Annotated in this window: 26 protein-coding genes; 2 read left to right on the top strand and 24 right to left on the bottom strand. The window is 37.9% G+C overall.

Annotated elements, in window-relative coordinates; genetic code table 11:
- Window positions 1-76: 76 nt before the first annotated feature.
- From F606_RS0104305 to F606_RS0104285, 5 genes are all read right to left on the bottom strand, one after another.
- Window positions 77-1,069, bottom strand: a complete 993-nt coding sequence (locus F606_RS0104305; RefSeq protein ID WP_019552644.1) for an alpha/beta hydrolase — start codon at window positions 1,067-1,069, stop codon at window positions 77-79.
- A 212-nt stretch (window positions 1,070-1,281) separates the two neighbouring features.
- The gene (locus tag F606_RS0104300) at window positions 1,282-1,599 is read right to left on the bottom strand and encodes a cupin domain-containing protein (RefSeq protein WP_211210027.1); all 318 of its coding nucleotides are present in this window, start codon (window positions 1,597-1,599) and stop codon (window positions 1,282-1,284) included.
- Window positions 1,600-1,681: 82 nt separating this feature from the next.
- Window positions 1,682-2,428, bottom strand: a complete 747-nt coding sequence (locus F606_RS0104295; protein WP_019552642.1) for an SDR family oxidoreductase — start codon at window positions 2,426-2,428, stop codon at window positions 1,682-1,684.
- A 69-nt stretch (window positions 2,429-2,497) separates the two neighbouring features.
- Entirely contained in the window at window positions 2,498-3,085 is a 588-nt protein-coding gene (locus F606_RS0104290; protein ID WP_019552641.1) for a TetR/AcrR family transcriptional regulator, read from the bottom strand.
- Window positions 3,086-3,279: 194 nt separating this feature from the next.
- Window positions 3,280-3,618 (bottom strand): winged helix-turn-helix transcriptional regulator, encoded by a 339-nt coding sequence (locus tag F606_RS0104285; RefSeq protein WP_019552640.1) that lies wholly within the window; start codon window positions 3,616-3,618, stop codon window positions 3,280-3,282.
- Between the two features lie 125 nt (window positions 3,619-3,743).
- Here F606_RS0104285 and F606_RS0104280 point away from each other — a divergent pair, with 125 nt between their 5' ends.
- Window positions 3,744-4,307 carry a flavodoxin family protein gene (locus F606_RS0104280; protein ID WP_019552639.1) on the top strand — a complete coding sequence of 188 codons (564 nt, stop codon included), beginning with the start codon at window positions 3,744-3,746 and terminating at the stop codon, window positions 4,305-4,307.
- Here F606_RS0104280 and F606_RS20550 read toward each other — a convergent pair.
- From F606_RS20550 to F606_RS0104225, 11 genes are all read right to left on the bottom strand, one after another.
- Window positions 4,226-4,858, bottom strand: coding sequence for a DJ-1/PfpI family protein (locus F606_RS20550; protein WP_019552638.1), 633 nt, complete (start codon window positions 4,856-4,858; stop codon window positions 4,226-4,228). The two genes, F606_RS0104280 and F606_RS20550, sit on opposite strands and share 82 nt — an antisense overlap.
- Window positions 4,859-4,875: 17 nt before the next feature.
- Complete coding sequence (locus F606_RS0104270; RefSeq protein ID WP_019552637.1) at window positions 4,876-5,529, bottom strand: flavodoxin family protein; 654 nt, start codon at window positions 5,527-5,529, stop codon at window positions 4,876-4,878.
- Window positions 5,530-5,631: 102 nt separating this feature from the next.
- Window positions 5,632-6,060 carry a MarR family winged helix-turn-helix transcriptional regulator gene (locus tag F606_RS0104265; RefSeq protein ID WP_019552636.1) on the bottom strand — a complete coding sequence of 143 codons (429 nt, stop codon included), beginning with the start codon at window positions 6,058-6,060 and terminating at the stop codon, window positions 5,632-5,634.
- A gap of 175 nt (window positions 6,061-6,235) precedes the next feature.
- Window positions 6,236-7,114: an L-ribulose-5-phosphate 3-epimerase gene (locus F606_RS0104260; RefSeq protein ID WP_211210025.1), complete on the bottom strand. Its 879-nt coding sequence runs from the start codon at window positions 7,112-7,114 to the stop codon at window positions 6,236-6,238.
- A 34-nt stretch (window positions 7,115-7,148) separates the two neighbouring features.
- The gene (locus tag F606_RS0104255) at window positions 7,149-7,841 is read right to left on the bottom strand and encodes an L-ribulose-5-phosphate 4-epimerase (protein WP_019552634.1); all 693 of its coding nucleotides are present in this window, start codon (window positions 7,839-7,841) and stop codon (window positions 7,149-7,151) included.
- Window positions 7,842-7,857: 16 nt separating this feature from the next.
- Window positions 7,858-8,886 carry a hypothetical protein gene (locus tag F606_RS0104250; protein WP_019552633.1) on the bottom strand — a complete coding sequence of 343 codons (1,029 nt, stop codon included), beginning with the start codon at window positions 8,884-8,886 and terminating at the stop codon, window positions 7,858-7,860.
- 45 nt (window positions 8,887-8,931) lie between these two features.
- A complete protein-coding gene (locus tag F606_RS0104245) occupies window positions 8,932-10,449 on the bottom strand; it encodes an FGGY-family carbohydrate kinase (RefSeq protein ID WP_211210024.1) in 1,518 nt (505 codons plus the stop codon).
- A gap of 20 nt (window positions 10,450-10,469) precedes the next feature.
- Window positions 10,470-11,399: a sugar phosphate isomerase/epimerase family protein gene (locus F606_RS0104240; protein WP_019552631.1), complete on the bottom strand. Its 930-nt coding sequence runs from the start codon at window positions 11,397-11,399 to the stop codon at window positions 10,470-10,472.
- A 34-nt stretch (window positions 11,400-11,433) separates the two neighbouring features.
- Window positions 11,434-12,735, bottom strand: coding sequence for an MFS transporter (locus F606_RS0104235; RefSeq protein WP_019552630.1), 1,302 nt, complete (start codon window positions 12,733-12,735; stop codon window positions 11,434-11,436).
- A gap of 36 nt (window positions 12,736-12,771) precedes the next feature.
- Window positions 12,772-13,236, bottom strand: a complete 465-nt coding sequence (locus F606_RS0104230) for a NanQ anomerase/TabA/YiaL family protein (protein WP_019552629.1) — start codon at window positions 13,234-13,236, stop codon at window positions 12,772-12,774.
- A 46-nt stretch (window positions 13,237-13,282) separates the two neighbouring features.
- A complete protein-coding gene (locus tag F606_RS0104225) occupies window positions 13,283-14,197 on the bottom strand; it encodes a ketopantoate reductase family protein (protein WP_019552628.1) in 915 nt (304 codons plus the stop codon).
- A gap of 150 nt (window positions 14,198-14,347) precedes the next feature.
- On the opposite strand from F606_RS0104225, the gene F606_RS0104220 reads away from it, so the two are divergent.
- A complete protein-coding gene (locus F606_RS0104220; RefSeq protein WP_019552627.1) occupies window positions 14,348-15,004 on the top strand; it encodes a GntR family transcriptional regulator in 657 nt (218 codons plus the stop codon).
- Window positions 15,005-15,128: 124 nt separating this feature from the next.
- On the opposite strand, the gene F606_RS0104215 is transcribed toward F606_RS0104220, so the two are convergent.
- From F606_RS0104215 to arcD, 8 genes are all read right to left on the bottom strand, one after another.
- The gene (locus F606_RS0104215) at window positions 15,129-15,737 is read right to left on the bottom strand and encodes a LysE family translocator (protein WP_019552626.1); all 609 of its coding nucleotides are present in this window, start codon (window positions 15,735-15,737) and stop codon (window positions 15,129-15,131) included.
- A gap of 94 nt (window positions 15,738-15,831) precedes the next feature.
- Window positions 15,832-17,031 (bottom strand): multidrug effflux MFS transporter, encoded by a 1,200-nt coding sequence (locus F606_RS0104210; protein WP_019552625.1) that lies wholly within the window; start codon window positions 17,029-17,031, stop codon window positions 15,832-15,834.
- A gap of 60 nt (window positions 17,032-17,091) precedes the next feature.
- Window positions 17,092-17,682 (bottom strand): TetR/AcrR family transcriptional regulator, encoded by a 591-nt coding sequence (locus F606_RS0104205; protein WP_019552624.1) that lies wholly within the window; start codon window positions 17,680-17,682, stop codon window positions 17,092-17,094.
- Window positions 17,683-17,774: 92 nt separating this feature from the next.
- The gene (locus tag F606_RS0104200; RefSeq protein WP_051083317.1) at window positions 17,775-18,923 is read right to left on the bottom strand and encodes a DNA alkylation repair protein; all 1,149 of its coding nucleotides are present in this window, start codon (window positions 18,921-18,923) and stop codon (window positions 17,775-17,777) included.
- Window positions 18,924-18,948: 25 nt separating this feature from the next.
- Window positions 18,949-19,737 carry an SDR family oxidoreductase gene (locus tag F606_RS0104195; RefSeq protein ID WP_019552622.1) on the bottom strand — a complete coding sequence of 263 codons (789 nt, stop codon included), beginning with the start codon at window positions 19,735-19,737 and terminating at the stop codon, window positions 18,949-18,951.
- Window positions 19,738-19,916: 179 nt separating this feature from the next.
- A complete protein-coding gene (locus F606_RS0104190) occupies window positions 19,917-20,726 on the bottom strand; it encodes a TrmB family transcriptional regulator (RefSeq protein WP_019552621.1) in 810 nt (269 codons plus the stop codon).
- A 739-nt stretch (window positions 20,727-21,465) separates the two neighbouring features.
- Window positions 21,466-22,404 carry a carbamate kinase gene (arcC, locus tag F606_RS0104185; RefSeq protein ID WP_019552620.1) on the bottom strand — a complete coding sequence of 313 codons (939 nt, stop codon included), beginning with the start codon at window positions 22,402-22,404 and terminating at the stop codon, window positions 21,466-21,468.
- 56 nt (window positions 22,405-22,460) lie between these two features.
- The gene (gene arcD, locus F606_RS0104180) at window positions 22,461-23,891 is read right to left on the bottom strand and encodes an arginine-ornithine antiporter (RefSeq protein ID WP_211210032.1); all 1,431 of its coding nucleotides are present in this window, start codon (window positions 23,889-23,891) and stop codon (window positions 22,461-22,463) included.
- Between the last annotated feature and the right edge of the window lie 149 nt (window positions 23,892-24,040).

The raw sequence follows: 24,040 nt of genomic DNA, 5'->3' as shown, positions 1-24,040 counted from the left end.
ACTATACAGCAAAATAGAGGGTGTACCAAAATGGTGCACCCTCTATTTGTGTTTCAATATTTTATGATGAAATAATTTATTTTGTTTTTAAGTATTGATTTAAGAAATCGATAACGACTTGCATAACTTCTGGCTGTACCCAGTACACACCACCATGAGCAGCACCGGTAACTTCATAACGTGTGGATTTTATTCCATGAGATTGCAGCGCTTGGTGCAGTATTTCCGTCTGACTCGGTGATACGAGTTGATCAGCCGTTCCATGCATCAGAAGAAATGGTGCCGTTTTATCGGAAATATAATGAATCGGATTTGCCGCTGCCGCACTAGCCGGATCTGCCAGAATCCCGCCATCTTCACCGCCGAAAGTCGGACAGCCATTTACCCAAAGAGCTTCGGATGCTCCGGCAGATTTATGTTTTTTCTGTACAGTTTCGGAAAAATCAGAGCCAACACGCGTCAAATCAGACAGACCATAGATATCGACAGCCGCTTTTACATCGCTGCTTTGATCGAGATTTTCGCCTTTATCGAATTTCTTCGTGCCGTTACTCGTGCCGACCATAGCAGACAAATATCCACCGGCCGAATCTCCCATAACAGCGACATTATTCGGATCAATGTTAAATTTTTCTGCATTGGCTTTTATATAACGGATCGCTGCCTTTACATCTTCAACTGGTTCTGGAAACTTTCCTGTCGGTGCCACACGATATTGAATGCTGGCAACAACGTAGCCAGCATCAGCAATTTGCAGGCGCTGTTGTATATATTTATCTTTATTGGCATGGATAAACCCGCCCCCCGTAACAAAGATAACTGCCGGCATTTTTTCTTTTTTCTCGGGCTTGAGCACATCCATCTTCATAGCGACATTTTCATACCCCATAGTTGACACTTGCTCATAAACAACATCGGAGATCAAGTCAACCGGCGTTTTTTTTACCTGTACATTAAGTACTTTGCTGTCATCAGCATGAACGGTTTCGGCCGAAGCCGTAACCACGCCCCCTAAACTCAACAGTACTCCGCTCAAGGTCATCATTGTTATGGCTTTTTTTAAATTCATATAAAACCCCACTCCCTTTAATTCACCTCTGTAAATTGACAAAATTGAAACATGTATAAAATGATATGTTGCAATTTATATAATCATTATATATACCAGAAAAATCAAAGTCAATATATTTGCCTATTGGTCAAGATATATTTGGCATTACCACAATCTAAATAAACCAATTGCACTACTTATCCTTTGAATTGTTCGCAAATTCTCTTTTATTATATGATTCTCTTTCCACCAAAAACGTGGATTGTCCTTGTCCCCGCAATACAACTCCCACCTTGTGCCGTTCCTTTTGGAATAAAAAGTTCATCGCCGGGATTTAAAATGATTTTTTGTCCATTCATGTTAACAATATATTTCCCAGAAATACATACCATATATTCATCGAATGGATGCTTATGTTCTTTAGAGATTCTATCAGCATAACATGTCCAAAAAGCCATCTGACTACCGTCATTACCTGTAAAAAAGTATCCATCAATATCTTTTGTATTTTGTTGATTGCTATCAATATGATTTTTCTCATTTTTCATAAATTCTGGAAAATCCTTCACTAGCAGTGCCCCCTATAATCAATAAAGTGCATAGAATTAAGTCTTTTTACGAGTAACTTGTTTAAATAAACCCACCATTTACGCGCAGGGTTTGACCTGTTACCCATTGTGATTTATCACTTACTAAAAATTCAATAACATTTGCAATATCTTCTGGTTCACCAATTCGGCCAAAAGCATTCATCTTTTTCATAGCGTCAATTTGCTGCTCTGTTTTTCCCAATTTAAAAAGCTCAGTGTTTACAGGTCCAGGAGCCACTGCATTAATTGTAATTTGCTTAGAACCAAATTCTTTTGCAAGTTGACGAGTGAATTGTTCAACTGCACCTTTTGTACCAGCATATACACTGTACGTCGGAAACATTTGCCCGGCTACAGACGTCGAGAAGTTCACGATCCTTCCGTTGTTTTCCATATGTTTCAAGGCTTGCTGACAAGCAAAGAAAGTACCTTTTACATTTACAGCAAATTGTTTATCAAAATCGTCTTCCGTTACATCCGAAAGAGGTTTGGTTATCATCAGCCCTGCATTATTAATCAGAATATCCACTTTACCGAACGCTTCAATTGTTTTTGTAAACAATTCTTTAACATCACTTAACTTACTTAGATCAGCATGAAGTGCTACCGCTTTGCTTCCTTTTTTAAGAATACCTTCCACCACATCATCTGCTTTTTGGCGATTGCTGGAATAATTAATCACCACGTTAGCACCTAAATCAGCCAGTTGTTCAGCAACAACACGTCCAATGCCTCTCGAAGACCCTGTTATGATTGCTACTTTTCCTTCTAAAATTTTCATTTTCATTCAACCTTCCTTCTACTTTATTTTTGCACCTGTTACTAAAATTGTGAAATTCATCCGCTTCCCCGTATTTCACGTTTCAGATATAAAACCTTTTTCCAGTAAAGTCCACACATCTAAAAACTCCTTATAAATCGTTGGACTTTTCCATTCATATGCATGGGCTGGGTGATGGAATCGTATCGTAGCATAGAAAATAGTTCGGGCTAATCGAGAAGGTTCCTCAGATTTTATGTGACTACGGGTAATGATTTCACCCATTTGATCTGTAATATGATTAACGTGTTTATAAATTAAGTCAGCAGCTTCATCGGTTACTTTCGCATACATTTTAAACATCTCTTCATCTTCACGAGCATAGTGGTGTTTTAATTCAATGAGTGTCCGAAGATATGACTGTAAATATTGAGGCCCTTCCATTGAAGTGTCGTTACAAACATCGGTTAACGGTTTAATGATTTTTTCGTCAAGCCACTTCTCTGTAACGCCTTCAAGAAGCTCATTCTTGCTTTTGAAGTGTCGATAAATCGTTCCATGACTTACATTCAAGATGCGAGCCACATCTATAACAGAAGTTTTTGCTACTCCAAAACGTCGGAGCGCTTCTTCTGTTGCCACAAGTATCTGCTCTTTCGTTAGTGCTCCTAAAAAATCCCCCATAAAATATGTTTCATCTCCTTAAAGTTATAATAACACGAAATGCATCAAATGACAAATATTATTATTTGTCATTTGATGCATTTCGATATCTACTATTTAATTCCAATGCTCCATTACTTGAATTAAATTTATGTCGATAGGTTCTAGTATTCACCTAAAATTGTATGCTTATGAATAGAAATAATATATACAATTTACTCCATATGTGCTTGTAATCCGTTCTTTACTCCCCATACCGCCATAAGCTTCAATATAGGGATTAATGTCTCGCCCTTCTCAGTTAAAGAATATTCCACTTTAGGAGGTATTTGTGGATATTCTTCACGATGGATTAATTGCTCAAATTCAAGTGAATCTAATTGTTGACTTAACATTTTATGAGAAATAGTTGCCAGTCTTTTCTTTAGTTCTCCATACCTTTGTACTTTTTCGTTGTATAACAGCCATAATATTACCCATTGCCATTTACCACTGACAATAGATACTGTATATGAAATGGGACAGACCAAAGGATCAATAGGTCCATCTTTCATAAAATCACTCTCCTTTTATTGAGTATCTAACCATAAAGTGCGTACTTCAATTATAACAACATTCATATTATAATCAATGCACAAGCAACATCTAAAATAAAACTACTAAAAGGGAGCGATATTAAATGTCAAAGGTTGTTATTTTTAATGGTAGTCCACGAAAAAATGGATATACTGCAAAATTGTTAGAACAAGTGGTCAATGGAGCCAAATCAAAAGGTGCCGAAATTATTGAATTTGATTTGAATGATTCTGGAATTCGTGGTTGTCAAGGATGTTATTATTGCCGTGCACATGATGGTTGTGCTATTCAAGATTATCTACAACCAATGTATGAGGCTATTAATGAAGCAGATGCTATTATATTTGGTTCGCCAATCTATTATCACCAAATTACAGGTCAAGCAAAAGTTTGGTTAGACCGTACATTTCCAATGATTGGAGGGCTTGGAGATTTTGTACCAAGACATCCAGGTAAAAAGGTAATAACGATATTTGCTCAAGGGGGTGCAGATCCTAAAATAGGTGCAGATGATATTAATTTTATTAATAATGTATTTGCACTTTATGGTTGGGATTTAACGGATAGTATTCATTGCTGTGGAACTCATGATTCTAATTTTGCAATATCTGAGGAATTATCCTTAAGAGCATTTACTGATGGAGAAAAACTAATTATGCACTTATAATGATTACTCATAGCCTGCTTGTCCTTTTCTTCTTTAAACAGTTTAAAATAATCAAGTATTTCCACTGCAAAATCCACAAATGCATTTCCCAAAGCCGTGATTATATTTTGATCTTTTACCACATTTTTATTAACATAACTTTCCCGAGGAAACGGGTCATCTAATGTCATTGGAAAAAACTCTCTAAGCTTCTCTTTGGTTAATACCGTTGTATACATTTTCCCTTGTAAAACTCCAGCCTTCGCTAAATACTGCGTACCAGCACAAATTGCAGCTAATAAGATGCCTTTGTTATTTAAATTTTGAATAAGTTCCATTAATTCCGGTCGCTGCTCATCATTAAAACCTCCTGGTATAATTAAAGCCTCCACATCGGTAAAATCCAGTGCATCTTTTACTGTAGCCATAGGATAATACCCTATCCCAGATTTACTTTTTATCACTTGCTTTTCATAGGCAATACAAACAATTTCTCGGTTAAGCAAATGGCATGCTAATGTCATTTCAAAATCAACCATTTCTTCGTAAATAAAACATAATATTTTCCCCATACTTACACCACTCTCCTTTAAATATAAATTGGCTGAATAATTCTTTTCCCCATTTCCCAAGCTTTCTGACAATCCTTGGGGAATTCTTCCTGCCGCCATTTTTGCTTTGCCTCGGCATTAAAAAAAGTTGAAACATATTGCGTATAGTCCTCAAAATGGCAGGTATCAATAGCAAATAGTGATTCTGTTTCTCCAAAAATTTTCTCTATAAACGTTTCCATGAGATGAAGATTTTGCTCATACCCCATTGTCTTCATCTGAATCTCATTTGCTGCCATGGTATAAATGATTCCTGTTCGTATTTTCTTTTTAAACAGAGATGACCGTTCCATATCGAATACGGAGTATGGAAACAGGAGTCTTTCCCAAAAAGATCGCATCTCACCGGTAACATTTCCGTAATAGATAGGCGAACCAAAAATCAAGGCATCCGATTCTTCGACTTTTTTAAATATCGCGGTTAAATCATCCTGAATCGCACAATGACCATAACTTTTTCCGCCCACTCGTTTACAGGCGTAGCAGCTTCTACAGCCTTTATAATTTAAATCATAAAGATGGATGAGTTCCGTTTCTGCGCCATTTGATGCTGCACCTTTCATTACATGTTGCAAGAGAATTTCAGTATTCCAATTTTTCCTTGGGCTTCCGTTAAATAATGTTAGTCTCATCCGTCTTGAACCCCCATTTTACATACTCAATTATTTTGCCGTTTTATTTCATGTTCATAAACTATTTCAATATATGTATATACATGTATTTTGTTAAAATTTTTATTTACCAATTTTATTAATAGATTCCAGTGTTTCTAAAAAGCCATTAAATTGTTTTCCCAGTACTTGTTCGATTTTTCTTTGTGCCTCTTCCCATAAGGGTATAGCTTCTTCGAGTTTTTTTTCACCATCTGGCGTAATTGAAATTAATTTTTTCCGAGCATCCTGATGTTCAGGCACAATCTGAATGTATCCATGCTTATTCAATATTTCAATATTTCTCGTAACCGTACTTTGGTCCATCAGCAGTATAGCAGCCAGTTCACCAACCGCAATGTTTTTATGCAATGAAATACTACGAAGCAATGCACATTGTGTGGTGCGGAGACCCGTTGATTGTAAGTGCTGATCGTAAAATTGCGTAATCACACGTGTCGTTTTTCTTAAATTACCGCAAACACAACATTGCATATCTGGCAACTTCATCATTATAAACACCTCCACAGCTATTATATGTATACACATATAATAGCTGTGGAGGTAAATTGTGTCAAGAGAAACTGAAAAGAATTTCAAAATAATCTTCCACAACGAATAATAAACTACCCCCTAGTAAATAAGTACTAAAAAGTATCATCTATCGGGCACATTTTGATTATTATATTTAAGATGTTTCGATTTTAGAAAAAAATTTACGTTGGAACTGATTTGCATAGACAAGATCTTCCTGCCAGTTTTTCTGTCCGATATACCAAAATTCAGCTACGTAACGCCTTACCCCCATACGCCAAGCAGTCTGTATAATTTTACTAAAATCTACATGCCCCGTTCCAAAAGGTATCTCCCGATATTTCCCTGGTATTGTTTCTTTTAAATGAAAGGCAATAATATGACCTGCACCATTTTTAATATCCTGTACAACGTCCTTCCTATACAATAATGATGCATTTGTTAGATTTCCAGAATCCGGATAAACCCCCAGATACGGTGAATTTACTAATTCAACGTATTCCATCGCCTTTGTTACAGTATCTATAAACGGGGTTTCCATCGTCTCAAATCCCAAGAAGATACCTTCTTTTGCTGCCATTTCAGTACAAATGAGAAGATTTTTTATAAAAAAAGCTTTCGTTTCTGCTGTACCTTGTTCATAGTAGACATCATATCCTGCCAATTGGATTATCCGTATACCAAGATCGGCTGCAAGCCAAACTGCCTTCTGCATGATTTCAAGACTGCGTTTACGAATGGCTATATCTGGATGACCGAGCGAATATTTGCGATGACCACTCAAGCAAATCGAACGAATCGGCAGATCCGCATCAATCATTGCTGCCCGAATCTCTATGCGTTCTTCTTTACCCATATCCAACCGGACAAGTTTCTCATCGGTTTCATCAATACTCATTTCAATGAAATCAAAACCACTTTTTTTCGCTGCACGAAGTTTTTCTACCCAGCAAAGCGTTGATGGCATTGATTTTTCATATACTCCCAATACATAATTTTTCATTTTGACACCACTTTCATAAAAACAAGCCATACCAAATCATTTATGGTACGGCTTGTATGTCCATTTATTTTTTCTGTCCATAATAAGCCTTGGAACCATGCTTGCGCATAAAATGCTTATCCAATAGAATGTGTGGCATAGACTTACGATGCCCCATCAAAAGCTGCGTATGAAAATCCATCATAGCAACTTCTTCCAAAACCACAGCATTGTGTACCGCATCAAAAGCATTCATCCCCCATGTAAACGGTCCATGATTTTTAACAAGAACTCCTGGTATAGTATCTGGCTGAAGTGACTCAAACCGCTCAACAATTACAGCACCTGTATTATATTCATAATTCATTTCAATTTCTTCTACCGTCATATCCCTCGTACAAGGAATTTCACCATAGAAATAGTCCGCCTGCGTCGTACCGTATGCACGAATCCCCTGACCGGCCTGTGCAAAAGTCGTTGCCCAGCGCGAATGGGTATGAACAATGCCGCCAATATTTTCAAAATCAAGATACAGCTTGCGATGAGTTTCCGTATCCGACGACGGATTTAAATCACCTTCGATTTTGTTGCCGTTAAGATCAAGAACAACCATATTTTCCGGCTGCATTTTGTCATAATCCACACCGGATGGTTTTATGACGAACAATCCTTTTTTTCGATCTATACCAGATACATTTCCCCATGTAAATGTAACAAGACTATACTGTGGCAACAGCATATTGGCCTCATACACCTGCTGCTTTAATTCTTCTAACATAACAAGAGCCTCCTTTTTAGTCGGTCACAATATAAAGTACTGCTTCTCCTATTTCACGATTCGCAGAAATAATAATATCCTGTTCCTTATCATTAATTACAGAGATATTGCTTGGACCGATATGAGCTTCAATCGTTGTCTTTACATATTTTCCTTCTTTATATTGGATATAAAAGAGTTCTTGCGCCGCCCCGCGCTGTCCACCAATAATGGTTGAAATACCTCGAAGTTTTCCAGCCCAAACAACATGACCAAATTCCATGGCATCCGGATATTCATAGACCTTTTCGTAGCCATTTGTTGTCTTATGGTTAATAACAAATTGATTGCCGTGAAACGGCTCGATTGTGATGAGCTCGTCCTGACCATCACCGTCAATATCACTTACGGCAACATCACTTACAGGACGCTCCAGTATTGTTTCAATTGTCCATGCCTCTCCGCGTACCTGTGGTGGCGTAACCGCAAGCACTCCGCTTTCACACGTAACCATACCTGTCATTTTGCCTTTCCATACAGTGCGGCTATAGCCATGATTTTTAAGCAGTTCTTCCTTTATAGCAGAAATTTTTATCGGCAGCATGAGGTCTTTTGGCAATTCCCCGACATAAATTTTCCCCGGATCTGACCAGTCATCTGTATCTTTTTTACTCGTACAAAGCGTACAACCAATAAAATAATTCACCCCATTCGCCGTAAGAATGTCAAACCGATGAACATAGGGCAGCTGTAAAACCGTTTTTATCTTCCATTTACCATCCGGCTGCGGCTGTGCCCAAACAATCTCCGCCTTTTCTGAATAAAATCCAGGAAAAAAATTTTGTACTGCCAAAAAATCTCCATTTTCACTAGGAATCGAAACAATCGACATTGTCCCGCCGGGTCCATCCCAAAGCTTTGTTTTTTTCAGTTCAGGCAAAGAATATAAATATGCCGCTCCATGATCTTCTGTTGCAAAAATAACTTTTTTTTCGCCATCAATTGTCGTACTGCTCGCTGCATAGCAACGATAAAGTTCTGTTAAGGTTTTTTTTTCTATTTTCATTTTTATCAACTCCAATGCTAACGAGATCACATTTCAAATCATTGTTTAAAGATCTTCCCAAATACCATGCAATGCTTCAATTACACGGCAATAACGTGCATATTTTATCTCATAGATTTTTTTATACGCTAGCCGTGGTTGCGTTACCCCGTTAATCTTAACCGTTTTTTTTATGGCATCGGGGAAATCCTCATAAACGCCCGCTGCAATACCAGCTGCCATAGCAGCACCTTGTGCTCCTAGCTCTTTACCAGCAACCGTCTCAATCGGAATTTGCAATGCATCCGCAAAAATCTGTACCCAGATCAGTGAGTTCGCCGCTCCACCCGAAAGCTGTATGCACGTAGGTTTTTCGCGATTTTTCAATAGTTTTTTCACATGTGTTAGATGTGAAAAAACTATTCCTTCATAAACAGCACGTAACATATGCTTTTTAGTATGATAGGCAGTAAGACCAATAAAAGTGCCTCTAGCTAAAGGATTTTCATTGGATCCATGCAAAAACGGCAAGAAAACAATCTCTGTATCTGCTGGCTCAATCTCAGCTACCCACTGATTCGTCAAATTATATATTGAGCCCCCCTCCGCTTTTACCTGTTCTTTTTCTTTATCCATAAAATTATGGATAAACCATTCCAAATTGCCTGCAGATGTTGGGCTGCTTTCTTCAATAAGATAATATCCCGGTATGCAGAACATTGAATTTAAATCCACACTACTATTCAAAACTGGTTTTTTTGCAATAAATTCATTAATACTCCAAGTTCCTGCAATCATACAAAGTTTTTCCGTATCCGAGAGCCCCGTTGCTATTCCACAGGCATCCACATCAAACATTCCCGCAGCAACAGGTGTCCCTTGTAACAAACCAGTTTTTTCACTGGCAGCCTTGGTAATAAAACCACAAATATCTGCTGCATGACGCAACGGCGGCAATTTGTCATATACTTCTTTAATTCCGAACAGTGTCAGAAGTTCTTGATCATATTGTTTTGTCATAAAATTCACAAGATTCGCTCCAGTAAAATCTGTATATTCAGCATACGCTTCGCCCGTAAGCATAAAGCGTATATAATCCTTCACAGCAAAAATATATCTGCTTTTCTGAAACACCTCTGGTTTGTTGTCTTTAAGCCAGGCCAAAAGACTTACCGGCTGACAGGCAAGAATTTTTTGGCAGGTTTTCTCATACGTTTTTGCCAGCGTTCCATTCATATTCCATTTTTTCACATATTCCCATGCACGTGTATCAGTTGACAATATCCCTTTATAGGCTGGTTTTCCTGCTTTATCAACAAGATACAAACCCTTGCCATGACCAGAAAAAGATACTCCCACAATAAGAGACGACGCAATACCGCTTAGCTCGATAACCTTACGAATCACGCGTGCATTGACTTCCCATAACTCCTCCATATCTCTTTCCATATAACCTGGCAACGGCATAATCGACTGTGTTGCCTCACTAGCCACAGCAATCTGCTTACCATCTTCCGTAAACAGCGCTGCCTTGGAAAATGTCCCACCATTATCAATTCCCAATAAATATTTCATCGTCTTCATATTCCTTTTAACAATATTCTTTATTTATGTGCAATACCAGCGAGATCAAATGCTTCTGTGAGAAACGTACGAATTAGGCGTTCTTTTGCCCAAAGATCATCCGCTAAATGTGCCCGTACTTCCAATGCACAATAGGTAATCTCTACCCCGTCACAAGGTTCAAACGCCGCAACTGTTTTCAGGATTTCAGAACCAACTTTTGGTGTAAGATAACCCCATGTTTTATAATCCGGAGCCTGTCCGATATCCATATGATGATCACCATAATACGGATGTTGGGGATCATTTATACAATTACAGATATGAAGTTGTGCTAGATAAGGTGCGGCTAATGTAACAGATTCCTTTAAATCAGCTCCGCCCAATACTTCATGTGCACTATCCCAATGAATATAAAAATTACTACATTCTTTTTTCAAGTTGGCAAACCATTCCGTAACTTCTTTGATGGGTCCCAATAATTGTTTTTTATGCACAAACCGATCCAATGGTTCAAACAGAAGATACATACCATCATACTGTTTTGCCGTTTCTGAAAGTTCTATACAAGATTCAAACAGTGCTTTTTTTGCTTCTACCCTAAGCTCATCCGTTTTTGGATCAGGACCAGATTGCAAGCCACAACGTTTTGCGCCGGTTTCAGCAATTCCCGCCAAAAGTTCTTTCGCACAAGCAATAGCTTTTTTCCGTTCTTTGGGATCAAGACTTGAAAGAGACAACCCTTTGTCCGCAATGACTGGTGAACACCACTGTGTTAATTGCCAGCCACGATTTTCGACAATATTACGTATGGCATGACGACAGGCAGTATCTTTGATAAATCCCAACTCTACGGCTTCGTAAAATTCTATATCGGCCGCTTGACCTAAAACGTCTACCGCAAATTTTTCATTTGACATAATCGGCATGAAATTTTCTAAAAAATGCATTGATGGCAAAATTCTTCTCATTTTGAACGCCCCTTTTAATATTTAAGATAGTGATCTATACTTTCAAAGATTCTATGGATTCTTGCGGTTTTTTCTTATCTTCCACAGAAGCAGGTAATGTCAATGTAATCGCTGCACCAATAAACAGCAAAGCTACTAGACTATAAACCCCCATATCATAACTATACATTTGAATTAAAACACCAACAGCATAAGGACCAACAAATCCACCAAGATTACCGATTGCGTTTATAATTCCTCTTGCGCCGCCAGCCACCGCCGGACTAAATAAACGTGGTGGAATCGTCCAAAACACACCGGCTGCTGCTTGTAAAAAAAATCCACAACCAACAAGAAAAGCATACGATACCCAGATGTATTCTTCTGTCTTGACGGAAAACAACAAGCAAAGTGCAAAACCAACAAGCGGAATAACAACGAATTCTTTTCGGCGACCAGTTCGATCAGAAATATTCGAAATCGTCAGCATTCCAATTGCACAACCAACATAAGGAAGTGCTGATAACCAGCCAATCTCCGTCATTCCTGAATGCGTTAGATTTTTTAGTAAAGTCGGCAACCACAGACCAAATCCATAAATGCCGGATTGGTAACAAAAATTAAGGGCTATGAGCTTCCACATCGTCACATTGGGTAAAATATCCTTCAAAGATGCTTGTTTTACACTTGTATTACGGAGCTCTTCTTCCTCGTCCCGAATTTTTCCGATGATATACTCTTTTTCCTCTTTACTAATCCAGCTTGCACCTTCCGGACGATCACTTACCATTAGAAGCCACGGAATCAAGACTGCTAGTGAACCAATTCCTTCAATGATAAATAACCAATGCCAATCTGAAACTGCAAGAATATAACCCGATAAAGGCCCTGTGATAATTGCTGCAACTGGCACAAACAAAATAACAAATGCATTTGCCCTACCACGTTCTTCATTTGGAAACCAGTTACTCACCATCGTCAAAGCTACCGGCAACATACCACCTTCTGCAACACCTAAGGCAAAACGTAGAATCAACAACTGATTAATGGTCTCTGCTAAACCTGTTAAAACAGAAATAACCGCCCAGACTAAAATAGAGTATGTAATGAACTTTTTCCCACTATGCTTTGCCGCAAATTGTCCACCTGGAACCTGCAAAAATAAATACCCTATAAAGAAAATGCCTGCTGCCAAACCTGCTACGCTTGCCGTCATCCCCAGAGTATCACTCATGCCACCAGCCATAGCAAAACCAATATTCACACGATCCATATAAGAAATAATGCAGATAATCATAATCGGTGGCAAAATATGTAGCCACCTACCTTTTGGTATTTCATTAACTCTTTTATCCATCTTCAGCACCTCATTTCATATTTTACGAGAATACGACTATAGTAAATCCACTTTAACTTTAACAACGACTTTTCTTACATTCATTGCTTCGCCTGACTGTAATGCCGGACGATGTACATCACTCGGGAAAAATATTGAATAACAACCTGGCCTGGCTTCAATAACCCCTTCATTTTCAACCTTTTCATAAAAAATCAAATCTCTTTCAACAAATTTTTCCGTAACTTTATAACTTCCTGTATCTGGTGTAAAGCCCAACCGTTCTTTTCCTGTCGCAAGAAACTGAACATCGATATATTTTTCATGTACTTCTGGTTTTTTTTCTGTTATCACCCCAGTCTGTGCATCAAATACCTGTGCATAAATATCCTTCCCCTGAATCTCATACACTCCCGGCTTCATAGCCACAAAATCATTTTCTTTCAAATAGTTAATTGCTGTTTGAATTGCTTTCGGATATATATTGCAATCGTCTTTTGCATAAATTGATGAAAATATCATAATAATCTTCCTTCCATTTCTCTGATTTTATGTTTTACTTTAAATTTTATTTATTTCTTTTTTCCATGGCATGAACGATATTTACCATAGCTTTATGTGTTGGTACTTTTACACCATATTTTTCTGCTGACCGCACAACAGATCCACTGATTGTATCTACCTCTGTTCGTCTACCATTCATTAAATCCATATAAATAGAAGTACATCCCTCCGGATTATTTTTCGATGTTTTTCTAAGACGTTCCGTGACCTCTTCTTCATTAAAATTAAGTCCCATTGCCGTTGCTACAGACAATGCTTCTGTTAATAATGCTTTTGTTAAATCCCAGGCACTAGGATCTTCGGCAATAAAACCCATCTTCACCTGTAATACGCCTGTCACAACACTTAATGAAACATTCGTCAGCAACTTATCCCAAATCAATTGTTGTATATTACTGCGTATCACCGTATCAAAACCACAAGCATCAAATATTGTTTTCACTTTTGCCAGCATTCCTGTTTTATCTTCTGCTAACATACCAATGTTCGTTCTACCTGTACCGCCGTGTCGGACATATCCAGCTTCAAGAATCGCACCATTATCTTCTGTTGTTCCAATAATAATATGATCTAGTGAGGCTGCTTTTACCATAATGTCTTCATGACCTGACCCGTTCTGTAAAGTCATCAGATACGTATCTTTTCCAATAATATTTTTATTGTTTTCGAGAGCTGCAGCTGAATATAACGCTTTTACAAAAAGAATAACCAAATCTGCTTTTCCTATCTCTTTTGAAGAACAAACTGCATTGGGGCGATAAAGGACATCCTCCCCATTTTCCTGAAGTTTTAGTCCCTTTGTATTGATTGTTTTAACAATATCAGGATTCATATCAATCAAATATACTTCATTATGTTTTGATAAATGACTCCCATAGATTGATCCCATTGCCCCAGCACCAATTACGACAATTTTCATAACTTCCTCCTTAATAATCTAAAAATTTAGTATCTTTAGTATTGTTTGATTATTACTATACCGGTATCCCGGTATACTGTCAAGTGTTTTTTATTGACTGGAATTGTTTTTTATTATATGATAAATAAAAGAGGAAGGTTGTGTGCCCCAATGTCACCTATTACCGACAAAAGCTCATTGCAGATTCATGCTTATGACACCATAAAAGAGCAGATACTAAATAAAAAATTAGCTGCTGATGTTTTATATTCTGAAACAAAATTAGCTGCTGAGCTTGGCATTTCAAGAACTCCTATGCGCGAATCTCTACGCCGCTTGTCACAGGAAGGCTATATTACGATTATGCCCAGCAAGGGTTTTATATTACGCCAACTCACAGAAAAAGACATGTTAGAAACCATACAGATGCGCTGTGCCATTGAAGGTTTTTGCACACACATCGTTGCCAATGAAATACATAGCAAAAAGGCCATAAAGTTACTAAAAGATCTCGATATCTTAATCGAAACCATGACAAAATCAAGAAATACAAAAACTGCGAATGACACTTTTATAGATGCCGACCACAAATTTCACATTGCGATTGTTTCCTATGTAAATAATACCGAATTCAACAAGGCTTTTCAGCAATTAATGTATCTCGTCCATCTAACTACATCTAATGCCCTCGGCATCCCAGGTCGTATTGACAGCACCTTGGATGAACATAAACAATACGTAGCTTATCTAAACGATGGTAATGGAGATGCTGCCTATAATATTATGATGAAACATCTTATGATGCCACTAAACTTACGTATATTGTAAACTTACAAAATAGCCCAACATAGAAAAATAGTAGCTGCCAATATGTACTTCATTTAATGAATATACATTGGCAGCTACTATTTGTTTTCCTATATTGAGGTTTGATAAAATAATGAATTTTAATTTAAATAGTTGACAGGCTTAAAATTCCAAAGACAGTTATCACAACTCCGGAAATCTGATTAACCCAATGAAGTCTTTTTTGGTCAAAGCGTTTCCGAAGTAAATTAACCGTTCCGCTCAAAAATAACCACCAAAGCATCGAACCGATAAAAACACCTAAAACAAGTAAACCAGATGCAAATTCTCCACCCGCCGTTCCTATTCCCAGTCCAGCAAAAACAGCAGCAAATGACATGATCGTCAGAGGATTGGTCAATGTTAGAAAAAACGCCGACGTATACGATCCAAAAAGCCCCTTTCCATTTGCTTTTGCCGCAATTTCGGCTGGAACGGATTGAAAAGTTTTATATCCGAGATAAAGTAAGAATAATCCTCCTGTTAAATGTAAATAAAATTGACTATTTATTAAAAAAGTGGATACAACGGTTAACCCAAAAACGGCGATACAACCATATAAGGCATCGGCGGTTGCCGTACCAAGTCCTGAAATAAATCCATTTAATAAACCATTAGACAATGTGCGTCGAATGCAAAGTACACCGATAGGACCAACAGGTGCTGCAATAGAAAATCCAAGGATTACGCCTTTGATAAAAAACATGTTTTCCATAATATTTTAACTCCATTAATATTTTATGCTTCCTGTTATCATTTGAAATTCTAATGTCCCCTATATTATATATACTTTAATATTCCCTACTATTTCATGCCGTCACCTTCCTATGTGACGGCATAATCATCACATAAAAAAACAAAAGCGCTCCTGCCTCACCAATAAGCATTATAACAGCCATCGGCATGGCGTTCGCACTGCCCGCAATGCCGACAAGCGGAGCCATGATGCTTCCTGAAATCATCGAAAAAAAGCCGATAAGCGCTGAGGCACTGCCTGCATTTTTGCCATGGGCACGCATCGCAAGTGAAAAGCTCGTAGCCCCCATGATAGCAATCATCGGAATCACGACGAGCAACGACAATATGAGCAATGCGAGCGGTGCATTAAACCAACAAGCGGTAAAAATCAGCAAACTCCCTACAAAAGACTGTACAAGCGACCAGCGCAAAAGTTTTTCGTCCGCGACACGGCCCGCCAAGCGCATCGGAATCACACCGGTTATAGCAATCGCAAGTCCAATACCACCAAAAATCAAGCTATATTCTTGTGCAGAAACGCCATAGATATTCTGGAATATAAAAGAAGACCCAGATATATAGGCAAAAAATGCAGCAAAAGAAAAGCACTGCATAAGACAGTGACCAAAAAAATATTTATTTGTAAGCAGAGCACGGAAGCTTTTGAAAGTCGAGCCCCATCCTCTAACACGGTCTTCTGAACGCAGACTCTCTTTGAAAAGCAGTGCCGCCCCAGTAAGCACAAGACCGATGAGCATGAGCAGCACGAAAATGCCACGCCAAGAGGCGAATACAAGAATTTCCCCGCCAATCACGGGTGCGAGAATGGGTGCCAGACCATTTACCAGCATAAGCATGGAAAAAAGCTTTGTTAACTGTGGTCCCTCGTACAGGTCTCGTGCAATCGCGCGAGCTATAACGATGCCTACGGCACCAGACAGCCCTTGTATGAAGCGAAATACAAGAAAGATATCAATGGTCGTTGCAAATACACAGACAACCGTTGAAAGTACAAATATAATCATACCGAAAACCAAAGGTATCCGGCGTCCCTTCATATCGCTTATAGGACCAGCAAAAATCTGTCCAATCGCCATACCAGCCATGGTCATCGTAAGTGTAAGCTGAATAACGGATGTAGTAACTCCAAATTCTTCCGGCATAAGCGGCAGACTTGGTAGATACATATCTATTGAAAGCGGCGCAAGTGCTGCCAAAACCCCTAAGAAAACCGTCAGTACTAACTGACTTTTTCTATCTTTAACTGTCATAAAAATGATATCCCCCTAAAATATGATTTAACAATAACAAACATGGACTGCACACAAAGATCAAGACAATAGTGCAATCCCACGTGCAAAACACTGGGCGCCAAAGTAGATTTCTTCTTCCTTCGACACCGAAGTAATGGGGCCATATACATCCATCATTTTATTACAGAACAGTCCAAAATTGAAGCTCATGAAATGAATAGCAAGCTTTTCGTTATCCTCTTTGATGATTTTACCACGTCGACACATTTCGTCGAAATACTCTATTAAAAAATTCTTAAGCCGAGTCGGATTTTCCTTTACGTCAATGCCATACTCAACCAGCTTGCGACTTTCCTTGAAACGAATTAAAATTGCTTTTTCATTTTTCAGATTGAATTCATACTGCATTTTTGCGAGCAATAGTATATCATGCTCCACTTCCCAGGTCAGCTGCTCTTTAAGTCCATTTTCGATAGGATATTCAAAAGAATAATGCTGGATAATCGCCAGAAGAATCGCTTTTTTAGAACCAAAGTGCCGAAAAACAGACATCTCACTCACACTGCTTGCCGCTGCAATATCCCTGGTTGTTGTTTCTTTGAAACCTTTATCTGCAATCAATGCCGTTGCAGCGGCAAGAATTTTTTCCCTAGTGGACACGTTTTCCATTTGTATAGTAACCCCCAGCCATGTTAGTTATTGCTAACTAACATGTTAACAATTCTTTATCAGAACGTCAACCCTTTTTTAATTTTAGTTTGTCACATTACAAGTTTAATTACAGAATGAGCAACTTCTTGCCCATTCACCAAAAGGACAATCCGATGGTCTCCTGTATAGTGTCGGCGAGTCGTCAGATCAGACCAGTTATGTTTCCGTTTTCCCGTAATATGCGTACCACCAAGTACTATTTTATCAGACAAAAAAAATATTTTGCGAGATGTTTGTCCCTTTGCCTTAACGAAATCAATCCCATACCCAAGACGAATATGCACAACCGCCCCTGCCCTTATGTTCAGTCTATATTGAAGTTCGCAACTTTCACCTACTGCTATTACAGATCTTGCTATCGACAAAGATGCATCTGTGATAAATCCACTTTCATTTGTGAACTTCGTGTAACCAAATAACTCCATAGCCTCGGCATTGGCTTGTTTAATTAAGGTACGACATCCCTGTCGTATAATCCAGTCCGTATCGGTATTTTTCCCCTGCCAACGCCTTACGGTTTCGAGTACAAGTTCAGGATTGTCTTTGACAATATCGTTGAGATTATTCGCTACACTTTTGCGTACATAAAGCACTGGATCTGCCTTTAAAAGTTCTAAAACAGATAATACTGGTTGCGGTTTTTTCTTAAATATAGTTAGAGCTTCTCCCCAAGGAAGCCGCGGGCGACAGCCTTCACTGGCTAATCGCCGCACATGCTCATTGGGATGCTGCGCCCATATTGTCATTTGCTGCATTGCTCGTTCCGGATCAGCCGAGATAAAAGACCGTATAGCAAATTCGGATGATGATTGCTGGGTAAAGTTCTCGAGTGCTTTCATTGAAAGGGTCCAATGATTTTCTGCCTGACCATATATTTTTATAAAGTCTGGAAAAATTAAATAGGGAAGACCTGTGCAGGTATCGTTAATTGCAAACAAAATATCCAATGCAGTTTCATATCGACTAGGCAAATACTCCCCCAAAGTTTGAGAAATCCGTCGCATTCGGGCTTTTAGTGAAAGCTCCGCCCAGCTTTCGTCCATCACAGACGCAATAAATCTCCTAGTGTCAAAACTACTATAAACCGATTGAATCTTACTACCAAAGTCCAATAAAAAATTTTCATTATACACATTCTTCAATAATTCTGCCGATTTAATCACTACCTTCCCTACGTTTCCAGACTTTAAAGTCTTCATTTGATCTGTTCATTTATTTACTAGATTAATATGTTTTGGTTAATCCGCCATCCACGAGAACTGTTTGACCTGTAATGTAAGTATTTGCCGCTGAACACAGGAATACTGTCATTTTTGCATATTCTTCCGGCTGACCGTAGCGTCTCAATGGAATCGTTTTAATAGATTTATTATAAACTTCTTCCAGTGTAATCTTTGCTTTTTGCGCCTGAATAGTATCAAGCTTTTCAATCCGTTCCGTTTTAATTCTTCCTGGTCCCATAACATTAATCAAAATATTTTCACCACCAAGCTCTTGTGACAAAGTTTTCGTAAGCCCCAAAACGCCCATACGAAAGGTATTCGAAAGAATTAAATTATCCAAAACCTGCTTTACTGATGAGGACGTATAATTGATTATGCGTCCACGCCCTGCTTTACGCATAATCGGCAAGACTTCACGGATTGTACGAATATACGATAAGAGATTCAACTCATACGCCTTCTGCCACATGTCGTCTGTAAAATTGTCAAACGTACCAGCAGGTGGCCCGCCCGCGTTATTCACGAGTGCATAAATAGGTCCAAATTGTTCAACTGTATTTTTAACCACTCTTTTAATATCCGCTGCAACCGTTATATCACCTACAGTATAAGCTGGCTCGCAACCGGTTACTTTTTTTATGTCTAGTTGAGCAGCTTTTAGTTTTTCTTCACTGGTACTAAACAACATAACCTTTGCGCCTTCTTTACAAAATTCCAAGGCAGCCGCCTTACCTAAACCAGCACTTGAACCCATGACTAAAACCGGTTTGTCACTCAATCCCAAATCCATTATAGTTTCACTCCCTTTTTTTATAGTGTAATTTGACACCATAGCCTTGTTATTCTATTGACAATCCTAAACTCCTGTGTCAAAGTCAACATAAAAAAATTAAATAGCACCTAAAAATCACATCAAAAATGCCGTCACCTTGACACAAGTCAGTCGGGACGGCATTAAAAATACAAATATCATCCAATATGCAGGTTTTCTCTTATTTTTTCAAGATTAGGTCCAAAGGCTTCATTTAGCATTGGTCTAAATTTCCCGTAAATTTCTGCAATTAAAATATCATGTGTAATAAAACATTCTGTAACAAGCATAAATGCCTTGTTCTGTGTCCAGACTCCACAACTATCCAAACTCTTTAAAATAGCGAACAAACACTGTGAATAGTCTACCACCAGTGATAGCCAGCGCCCATTTTTCGAGGCATCTTCTTCCATTCCTGGCATCTCATGATAATACATTTTCCCCAATTCTTTATGCACTGGACCATAAGCAACACAAACAATAGTAACGCCACGTTTCTCAGCAGCTTCCAGATCACTATAAAGCAGTTCATAATCTTCTGCCCAAATATCTAAATAGATGCTTTTCTCAGCATTTTGAATCATTTCGCGAAGTTTAGCAAAAATCTTATCCGTACCATAAAAATGTAAAAAATAATCATACTCTCTGCCCGTATTCATATTTTTTGCATTTTCTTTGATATATTTAATTCGCGAATCTGTTTCTTTTTTATAATTTTCCAAAAGATCCTCTAACGGAATAGCAACATACTTTTTTGGTGACATTTGATCAATTAAATTAATGAAATTTTTGCCCATAAGCGCCTTTACTGTAGAATAAATTTTCGACTGTGGAACATTAGATCTTTTACTAATTTCATATGCAGTAATGCTTGGATTTTCTAACAATGTCACATATACCGTAGCCTCATACTTTGTAAGACCAACTTTCATTAATTCGTTAACCACATTTATTTGTTTATCATTCATCCTAAAACTTCTCTCTGTATTAAAATTAACAAGCTCATTAACCGTTCTATTTTGATTTTATAAATACAACACCAAAATATAACATATATATTCACGCTTGTTGAGTAACTATATTTTACCATCAAAGTATTTATAGCTGCTTCAAAAGAATACATTCATTATAGCTGTAGATTCTTAACAAAAAGATTGCATATACTACGTAATTATGTGAATGTTCTTGCTTTCGTAATCCGTAAATTTACGACTTTATATAAATAGTACCTAGTGTGTCATTATTGGGGGATAATCAACACACGTGTTATATATTATATAATTATATGATTTTCTGAAAAAAAATGCAATTAAAAGCGTATAAATATTACATATATTAAAAAGCGAAATGCTTTTACATATACCTCACTATACGATATAATACCTGACATTATACAAATCCGTAAATTCAGCATAGCAATGATGATATCTGTTTTGATCAGGTACAGTAAAACGTGCGCCATAATGTATAAATATTAGTAATTGCAAAAGATGATCATAATCAAAAATAATGCCTACATAAAAAAATCTAGAAACATCTGAATTCGTGAGACAACCTAACGTGAATTACGTATAAACAACTGATTTTCACGCATGTCGGTGCACAACAAAAAAAGTAACTCGGTATCAGATAAAATACCGAGTTACTTCATTATATAATATATATTTGGTTTTAAACAGTATAGTCATTCAAACTTCGACTTTTTACTCAAGCTACAATAACCGTACCAGAGCAGCCACGTAATGCATCTTTTGCATTTTTCAATGATGCAACTACTGCTTTTTTCCCTGGATTAGCTGTAACAAAATTGATTGCTGCCTGTATTTTTGGAAGCATACTGCCTGTTCCGAACTGGCCTTCTTTCATATATTGTTGTGCTTCTTTTACTGTCAAACTATCCAAGTTTTTTTGATTTGATTTACCAAAATTAATGGCAACATTATCAACAGCTGTTAATATAACAAGTTGATCGGCTTGCAGTTCGTCAGCCAGCTTTGCTGAAGCCAAGTCTTTATCAATAACTGCCGTCACACCTTCTAAAGTTTCATCTGCTAATTCAATAACAGGAATTCCACCCCCACCAGTGGAAATTACGATTGCACCATCATTCACCAATTTTTTAATTGTATCAATTTCAACAATTTTCAAAGGATTTGGCGAAGCCACTACACGTCGATAGCCACGTCCAGAATCTTCCATCATCGAATACCCTTTTTCTTCCCGTAAGGTATTCGCTTCCGTTTCATTATAATATGGACCGATTGGTTTGGTTGGATTTTGAAAACCTTCATCATTTTTATCAACAATAGTTTGTGTAATAAGTGTAATTACCGATTTATCAATATGGCGCTTATGCAATTCTTCACCTAATGCCTGTTGAATATGATATCCTATCATGCCCTGACTCATTGCACCGCAAACATCGAAGGGCATAGCCGGCGTTAAATTTTTTGCACATTCATTTTGCACAACCAGTCGACCTACTTGTGGACCATTCCCATGTACAATCACAATCTGGACATCACTTTCAATCATATTAGCTAAATAAATTGCTGTATCTTTGATAGTTTGTAATTGACATTCTGCTGTAGCCGGAAATCCTTTCGCTTGCAAAGCATTTCCCCCCAGTGCTATAATTGCTCGCATAATTATCTGCCTCCTTTTTCGGTATATTAATTTCCTGAATATAAACACTTTTTCTACTATCCCAATGAACCAGTAGACATTAACCCTAGTGCAACAACACCAAAAACCACAAATAGCAGTGCCAGTACCGCTTCATATTCCTTGAAAATTTTCTGTTCTTTTTCTTTTTTTGCTTTTACAAAAACAATAACCCCGACTGCGTAAAGGATCGTAATGAGTAAAAGATATTGTAAGCCTGCCGCATATACCAGCCAAGTTGCATAAATAGTAGATAATGTACCTAAAAACAAATCTTTTGTATGTCCTTGAGGATTCACATCATATGTCTCTTTCGTAATTGCCAGTTTAAGACCATATAAAGCACTTAATAAATAAGGTACCAAAATAGCTGAACTAGCAATAGAATAAAGGGCCTGATACGTACTACTGGCAAACAAAGTTAAGAGCAGTGAGATCTGCACTAAAATATTCGTGATCGTTAAAGAAACAATTGGGGCTCCATTTTTATTTTCTTTAGCAAACATTTTGGGAAACACGCCGTCTTTAGCAGCAACAAACGGTACTTCGGCTGATAATAGGGACCAGCCTAAAAGTGCCCCAAATAGAGAAACTACAAGACCTGCATTGATGATAGCCGCGCCCACTTCACCAACAAGAGCTTCAAGGACATATGCCATCGATGGTGTCGCCTGCTGTGCGAGTTCCCCTTGTGTCATAACCCCCAATGAAAGAACTGAGATTAAAACATATATCAATAACGTTCCAATCAAACCGATGACCGTTGCTTTGCCAACATCTTGTTTATTCCGCGCCCGTCCCGAAAAAACAACGGCACCTTCTATACCAATGAACACCCATAAGGTGACAAGCATTGTACTTTTGACCTGATCAACAACACCGCCCAAAGTCGGAGTCGCTGCACCCCAAATATCAAAAGAAAACGTGTCGACTTTAAAAAATACAATGCAAACAATAATAAATAGAAAAATCGGTACTAATTTCGCAATAGTTGTAAGCACATTAATAAATGCTGCTTCTTTAACCCCTCGCAAAATTAAAATCTGCAATCCCCAAATAAGAGCGGATGCACAAATAATCGAAACGATATTATTTCCTGAACCAAAAATCGGAAAGAAATAGCCGAGAGCACCAAATAACATAACTGCGTAGGATACGTTACCAAGCAATCCACTGAACCAATAACCCCATGCTGAAATAAAACCTACATAATCACCAAAACCTGCTTTGGCATAACTATAAATTCCACCGCTCAATTCAGGTTTTCTTAACGAAAGCGTCTGATACACAAGTGCTAACGCAATCATTCCAATACCTGTAATTAACCAACCGATCAGAATTGCACCTGCATCGGCACCTTTTGCCATATCCGCTGGCAGCGCAAACGCACCGCCACCGATCATTGAACCTACAACCATTGCACCTAACGCGAATATACCTAATTTATTATCTTTTGCCAAAGAGAGCATCTCCCTTATCATTTTATTTTGTTATATTTATGATGAGATGAACCTCACAAGAAATTAATTGCCAAAGTGAAAACAGCTCTACTGTTTCATTTGTCTTATGAATTTATCTACCATAATAAACAACAAAATCAACGGAATGTCTCTAAAAA

Origin of the sequence: Propionispira raffinosivorans DSM 20765, assembly GCF_000381065.1 — a bacterium.
GTDB classification, from domain to species: Bacteria; Bacillota; Negativicutes; order Selenomonadales; family Selenomonadaceae; genus Propionispira; species Propionispira raffinosivorans.
The sequence above is the reverse complement of the archived record's forward strand: the minus strand, read 5'-3'. Positions and strand labels throughout refer to the sequence as shown.

Bases quoted from the DNA above. Each gene is read 5' to 3' on its own strand.
- F606_RS0104190 (WP_019552621.1), bottom strand. From the start codon at position 20,726: ATGAATGATAAACAAATAAATGTGGTTAACGAATTAATGAAAGTTGGT.
- F606_RS0104300 (WP_211210027.1), bottom strand. From the start codon at position 1,599: ATGAAAAATGAGAAAAATCATATTGATAGCAATCAACAAAATACAAAA.
- F606_RS0104260 (WP_211210025.1), bottom strand. From the start codon at position 7,114: ATGGCTTGTTTTTATGAAAGTGGTGTCAAAATGAAAAATTATGTATTG.
- F606_RS0104195 (WP_019552622.1), bottom strand. From the start codon at position 19,737: ATGGATTTGGGATTGAGTGACAAACCGGTTTTAGTCATGGGTTCAAGT.
- F606_RS0104200 (WP_051083317.1), bottom strand. From the start codon at position 18,923: ATGAAGACTTTAAAGTCTGGAAACGTAGGGAAGGTAGTGATTAAATCG.
- F606_RS0104265 (WP_019552636.1), bottom strand. From the start codon at position 6,060: ATGATGAAGTTGCCAGATATGCAATGTTGTGTTTGCGGTAATTTAAGA.
- F606_RS0104230 (WP_019552629.1), bottom strand. From the start codon at position 13,236: ATGATATTTTCATCAATTTATGCAAAAGACGATTGCAATATATATCCG.
- F606_RS0104305 (WP_019552644.1), bottom strand. From the start codon at position 1,069: ATGAATTTAAAAAAAGCCATAACAATGATGACCTTGAGCGGAGTACTG.
- F606_RS0104290 (WP_019552641.1), bottom strand. From the start codon at position 3,085: ATGGGGGATTTTTTAGGAGCACTAACGAAAGAGCAGATACTTGTGGCA.
- F606_RS20550 (WP_019552638.1), bottom strand. From the start codon at position 4,858: ATGGGGAAAATATTATGTTTTATTTACGAAGAAATGGTTGATTTTGAA.
- F606_RS0104280 (WP_019552639.1), top strand. From the start codon at position 3,744: ATGTCAAAGGTTGTTATTTTTAATGGTAGTCCACGAAAAAATGGATAT.
- F606_RS0104295 (WP_019552642.1), bottom strand. From the start codon at position 2,428: ATGAAAATGAAAATTTTAGAAGGAAAAGTAGCAATCATAACAGGGTCT.
- arcC (WP_019552620.1), bottom strand. From the start codon at position 22,404: ATGCGAGCAATTATAGCACTGGGGGGAAATGCTTTGCAAGCGAAAGGA.
- F606_RS0104240 (WP_019552631.1), bottom strand. From the start codon at position 11,399: ATGAGAAGAATTTTGCCATCAATGCATTTTTTAGAAAATTTCATGCCG.
- F606_RS0104215 (WP_019552626.1), bottom strand. From the start codon at position 15,737: ATGGAAAACATGTTTTTTATCAAAGGCGTAATCCTTGGATTTTCTATT.
- F606_RS0104210 (WP_019552625.1), bottom strand. From the start codon at position 17,031: ATGACAGTTAAAGATAGAAAAAGTCAGTTAGTACTGACGGTTTTCTTA.
- F606_RS0104270 (WP_019552637.1), bottom strand. From the start codon at position 5,529: ATGAGACTAACATTATTTAACGGAAGCCCAAGGAAAAATTGGAATACT.
- F606_RS0104205 (WP_019552624.1), bottom strand. From the start codon at position 17,682: ATGGAAAACGTGTCCACTAGGGAAAAAATTCTTGCCGCTGCAACGGCA.
- F606_RS0104285 (WP_019552640.1), bottom strand. From the start codon at position 3,618: ATGAAAGATGGACCTATTGATCCTTTGGTCTGTCCCATTTCATATACA.
- F606_RS0104225 (WP_019552628.1), bottom strand. From the start codon at position 14,197: ATGAAAATTGTCGTAATTGGTGCTGGGGCAATGGGATCAATCTATGGG.
- F606_RS0104220 (WP_019552627.1), top strand. From the start codon at position 14,348: ATGTCACCTATTACCGACAAAAGCTCATTGCAGATTCATGCTTATGAC.
- F606_RS0104255 (WP_019552634.1), bottom strand. From the start codon at position 7,841: ATGTTAGAAGAATTAAAGCAGCAGGTGTATGAGGCCAATATGCTGTTG.
- F606_RS0104250 (WP_019552633.1), bottom strand. From the start codon at position 8,886: ATGAAAATAGAAAAAAAAACCTTAACAGAACTTTATCGTTGCTATGCA.
- F606_RS0104245 (WP_211210024.1), bottom strand. From the start codon at position 10,449: ATGAAGACGATGAAATATTTATTGGGAATTGATAATGGTGGGACATTT.
- arcD (WP_211210032.1), bottom strand. From the start codon at position 23,891: ATGCTCTCTTTGGCAAAAGATAATAAATTAGGTATATTCGCGTTAGGT.
- F606_RS0104235 (WP_019552630.1), bottom strand. From the start codon at position 12,735: ATGGATAAAAGAGTTAATGAAATACCAAAAGGTAGGTGGCTACATATT.